Annotated in this window: 4 protein-coding genes; 2 read left to right on the top strand and 2 right to left on the bottom strand. The window is 67.2% G+C overall.

All coding sequences use genetic code 11. The features are described from left to right. Positions 1-1,114: hydantoinase/oxoprolinase family protein (locus MJ777_RS18090; RefSeq protein ID WP_239377249.1), on the bottom strand; the 1,114-nt coding region annotated here is incomplete at its 3' end. A gap of 298 nt (positions 1,115-1,412) precedes the next feature. Here MJ777_RS18090 and MJ777_RS18085 point away from each other — a divergent pair. Together MJ777_RS18085 and MJ777_RS18080 are read left to right on the top strand one after the other, a co-directional pair. After that, complete coding sequence (locus MJ777_RS18085; protein WP_239377248.1) at positions 1,413-2,297, top strand: helix-turn-helix domain-containing protein; 885 nt, start codon at positions 1,413-1,415, stop codon at positions 2,295-2,297. 39 nt (positions 2,298-2,336) lie between these two features. Next, complete coding sequence (locus MJ777_RS18080; protein ID WP_239377247.1) at positions 2,337-4,310, top strand: acetoacetate--CoA ligase; 1,974 nt, start codon at positions 2,337-2,339, stop codon at positions 4,308-4,310. A gap of 137 nt (positions 4,311-4,447) precedes the next feature. On the opposite strand, the gene MJ777_RS23200 is transcribed toward MJ777_RS18080, so the two are convergent. Next, positions 4,448-4,667: transposase (locus MJ777_RS23200; protein WP_370652763.1), on the bottom strand; the 220-nt coding region annotated here is incomplete at its 5' end.

The following is a 4,667-nucleotide window of genomic DNA, read 5'->3' as shown; positions in this document are numbered from 1 at the left end:
AGCCCGCGCTGCGCGGCCCGACGGTCAGTTTGCCGGTCAGCGGGTGGATACCGAGCTCGGAACCCATACCCGCGCCGATGGATTCGGTCTGGATCATCGGCAGGTTGGTGCGGAAGCTCAGCAGCGTCGGTTCGCGGGTGATCGGGATCGTCCCGTCGCGGACGATGCCGACGTCGAAGCTGGTGCCGCCGACGTCGCAGCAGACCACGTTGCCCGAGCCGAGGATCTCGCCGATGTAGTGCCCGCCGAGCACGCCACCGACCGGCCCGGACACGTAGGACTCATACAGCCGTGGGGTGCTGACCGGCACGGTGCCACCGTGGCCCAGCAGCGTCGAGACCTCCTTGGCGAACCCGCTCTCACGCGCCTCGGTCTCGACCTTGGCGAAGTGCGTGCGGGCCCGCTCGGCGGCGTAGGCCTGGGCGACGACGCTGGCCAGCCGGGTGTACTCCTTGTGCGTGGGCGCCATGGCCGACGACAGCACCACCGGCAGGCCGGGCGCCTCCTCGCCGATGATCTCTCCGGCTCGCACCTCGTGGGCGTTGTTCATGTGCGAGAACAGGAACATCACAGCGATCGACTCGGCGCCGGCCGCGACCAGCTCGCGGGTGGCCTGCCGGACGTGCTCCTCGTTCAGCGGGATCGCCACCTGGCCAAACAGGTCCACGCGTTCCTGCGCGCCCCGGGTACGGGTTCGGGGAATCACCGGGTCGTAGTGATGGTGGGTGACGGTGTGCAGCCTGTCGGAGTAGGGGTAGCCCAACCAGCCGCCCTCTGCCTTCTCCATCAGCAGGTAGTCCTCGAAGCCCTGCGTAAGCAGCAACCCGACGTTGGCGCCCGTCTTGCTCAGCAGGGTGTTGAGCATGATCGTGCCGGCGTAGACGATCACCTCGCTGTGCGGCAGCACGTCGGGCAGCGTCTGGCGGGCCGTCTTCGCCGCGTCGGCGATCGAGCCGATAAAGCTGATCGACTCGTCCTGCTTGTTCGTGAGGTGCTTGCCCACCAGGAAGTCGCCCTCAGCGCTGACGATCACGGCGTCGGTCATCGTGCCGCCGGCATCCAACGCGATCCAGTTGCTCTCGCCAGATTCGTGCTCTTGACGATGCGTGGTCACGGTCTGTCTCCCATCCCACGAGTGGCGCCGGAGTCATCTGAGCGGGCCCCTGCGTGAGGCGAAACACTGTCCCGAGTCCGCGTGAAATGGTTGAACATTCGTGCGGGGCTCGTTGGACGAACCGATGGATCAGGCCGATGTTGCACGCGACGCCTGGATTCCTTGAAGATTCGTGCTCTGTGGGCACGGCGACCGTCGACCGCATATGGTCGCCGCTTTACCATCCGTTGGTGAAGTCTGCGTAACGGGACCGCGTCCCCGTCCTGTCGTGCGCGGCCTGGCGAGAGGACGCAGCCCCATGACGACCGGCCTGATCGTCCCCAGCCAGCTGCCCCTGTGGGTTCCCGGCACGCTCACCGTGCAGAGCCCGGAGGCTGGCTGGGACGGGATCTCGGTCCGCGGCTACAAATACGCCGGATCGGACGTGCCCGTCCCGCCGATGCGGGACTACATGATCGTCGCCTACCGGTGCGGCGCCACCGCGATGCACCGCCGCTTCGACTCACGCTGGTCCCACGAGGACCTCGCCCCCGGAGACGTGTCGCTCCTGACTCGGGCGTCCGAGTCGCACTGGCGCTGGCCCGAACCCATCGAGGTCGTGCACCTGTACCTGACTCAGCAGGCGGTGTCGTCGGTGTGCGGCCAGGTCTTCGACCGCGACATCGGCGACGTCGAACTCCGCGACGTGCTCAAGGCCAACGACCCCGCCATCCACCGGACCGCGATGCTCATCGCCGCCGAGGCCGCCGCCGGTGGCCTCGGCAGCCGCCTGCTGGTGGAATCACTGTCGGCGCAGCTCATCGTGCACCTCATCCGTAGGCACGCCGACGTCACCTTCCGCGGCCTGTCCGCCGACGGAGGGCTGACGCGTCACCAGCTCTGCGCGGTGCGGGACTACATCGCCGCACACATCAGTGAGAGCATTTCGCTGGCAGAGCTGGCGGCCTGCGTGGCGCTGAGCCCCTACCATTTCGCCCGCCAGTTCCGCGTCGCTCATGGGTGCAGCCCGCACGAGTTCCTCCTCCAGCAGCGCATCGAACACGCCCAGCGCCTGCTCAGCCGTTCCCGAATGCCGATTCGCGACATCGCACTGGACTGCGGCTTCTGCGACCAGTCCCATCTCACCCGGGTCTTCAAACGCCACCTCGGCGTCACCCCGCGGCAATACCGACTCGCCGTGTAGACCCGACGCCTCGGCTTCCGACTCACCCAGGAGTCCCGTATGCACGACGATTTCCAGGCGGTGTGGAAACCCACTCCGCGGACCATCGAACAGGCGCGCATCACCCAGTTCACGACCTGGCTCAGCCGCGAGCGCGGGGTCGACGTCGGCGGGGACTACCACCGGTTGTGGGCCTGGTCAGTGGAGAACACGGAGACTTTCTGGGCCGCGGTGTGGGACTACTTCGACGTCGAGCACGCTCAGGCGCCCACACCGGTCCTCACCAACACGCGGATGCCCGGCGCTCAATGGTTTCCCGGCGCGCAGTTGAACTACGTCAACCAGATCCTGCGCCACGCCCGAGCGGACCGGCCGGCGCTGATCGACCACAGCGAGCCAGGCGGGATCGGTGTCCGCGAGTGCAGCTGGGCTGAGCTGCTGCGCCAGGTCGCCGCTGTCGCGGCCACATTGCGCGGGATGGGTGTCCAGCCGGGAGATCGGGTCGTCGGCTACCTACCCCACGTGGCCGAGACTGTGATCGCCTTCCTGGCCACCGCCAGCATCGGTGCGATCTGGTCGGTCTGCGGACAGGACTACGCCGCGGCAGCCGTGGCCGCCCGGCTCGGGCAACTCGATCCCGTCGTACTCGTCACCGCGGACGGCTACCGCTACGGCGGCAAGGATCACGACCGCCGCGCGGAGGTCGACGTGCTCCGCGGCAGCCTGCCCACCTTGCGTCACACGATTGTCATTCCCCGCCTCGGCCTCGCCCACAGCCTTTCGGAGCAGGTCGCGAGCTGGGCGACCGCCAGCGCCGGGAACCACCCTTTGAAGCCGACACCGGTCCCGTTCGACCAGCCGCTATGGGTACTGTTCTCATCCGGCACCACAGGCCGGCCCAAAGGCATCGTCCACGGCCACGGCGGCGTGCTGCTCGAGCACCTGAAATCCGCCGCGCTGCACCTGGATCTCGGTCCCGAAGACACCTACTTCTGGTACACATCGCCCAGCTGGATGATGTGGAACTTCCAGGTTGCCGGGCTGCTCGTCGGGTCCACCATCGTCTGCTACGACGGCAATCCCACCTACCCCGGCCCGGACGCATTGTGGGAATTGGCCGCGCGCCACCGCGTGACGGTGCTGGGTACCAGTCCGGCACACGTGCAGGCCTGCCAGAAGGCCGGCGTCCACCCGGCCGCCGAACACGACCTGACCCGGCTGCGCCTGCTCGGCGCCACCGGATCAACCGTGCCCGCCACCGCCTACCAGTGGGCGCATCAACAGGTCGGATCCGACGTCCAGTTCGCCTCGACGACCGGGGGGACGGATGTCGTGACCGGCTTTGCCGGCGGCGCCCGAACCGTGCCGGTCTGGCCGGCGGAGATATCCGCCCCGTGCCTGGGCGTCGCCCTCGACGCCTGGGACGAGAAGGGCAGGTCCGTCCGTGATGAAGTAGGAGAGCTCGTCGTCACCCGTCCCATGCCCTCTATGCCGCTGTCCTTCTGGGGCGACGCCGACGGGTCGCGGTATCACGGCGCGTACTTCGACGTGTATCCCGGCGTGTGGCGCCACGGCGACTGGATAACCATCACCTCCCGCGGCACTATTATCGTCCACGGCCGCTCCGACTCCACCCTCAACCGCAACGGAGTACGGATGGGCAGCGCCGACATCCACCATGCCGTCGAACAACTCCCCGAAATTATCGAGGCCCTCGTCATCGGCGCCGAACAACCCGACGGCACGTATTGGATGCCCCTGTTCGTGGAACTTGCCGACGGCGCACAACTCGATCAGGAACTCACCGCCCGCATCCGCGCGGCGATCCGCGACAACGTCTCCCCCCGACACCTCCCAGACGAGATCATCCACGCTCCAGGCGTCCCCCACACCCGGACCGGAAAGAAACTCGAAATCCCCATCAAGCGACTGCTGCAAGGCGCCGCGATCGATGCTGTCGCCGACCCCGCGACCATTGACCGCCCGGAACTCCTCGACTGGTACATCGGCCGCCGCCGACCGGGCGTCGGCTAGAAGCCCAGCTCGACGACCCGAGCCAGGGGGCTTGTCAAGATTTTCGTGTAAGGATGGGCGGGCATTGTCTTTACGGTGTGATTTTCTCTTCGATTAGTGAAGTGGGAGCCTGCCCGGGAACAGGATCACCATCGCGTTCAGCGCCTGCTTCCAACCCTGGGTGCCGGTCCCGTTCTCACCTCCGCGCCTGGTCTAGATATTCCGGATTCCCAGGTAGAGTCGACGCCCACGACCAGGTGCGCCGCCTTCATGGTGACGACCCCACGGTCCTTGACCCGGATCCGGATCGCATCCACATACATGATCGGATAGACGTCGTCGACGGGCCGGTTCTGCCAGGCCGTGATCTCGTCTGTC

It is taken from the genome of Protofrankia sp. Cj5, assembly GCF_917627405.1.
GTDB lineage: Bacteria > Actinomycetota > Actinomycetes > Frankiales > Frankiaceae > Protofrankia.
The sequence above is the reverse complement of the archived record's forward strand: the minus strand, read 5'-3'. Positions and strand labels throughout refer to the sequence as shown.

Excerpts from the sequence above, each read along its gene's own strand:
- MJ777_RS18085 (WP_239377248.1), top strand. The coding sequence starts at position 1,413 with ATGACGACCGGCCTGATCGTCCCCAGCCAGCTGCCCCTGTGGGTTCCC.
- MJ777_RS18080 (WP_239377247.1), top strand. The coding sequence starts at position 2,337 with ATGCACGACGATTTCCAGGCGGTGTGGAAACCCACTCCGCGGACCATC.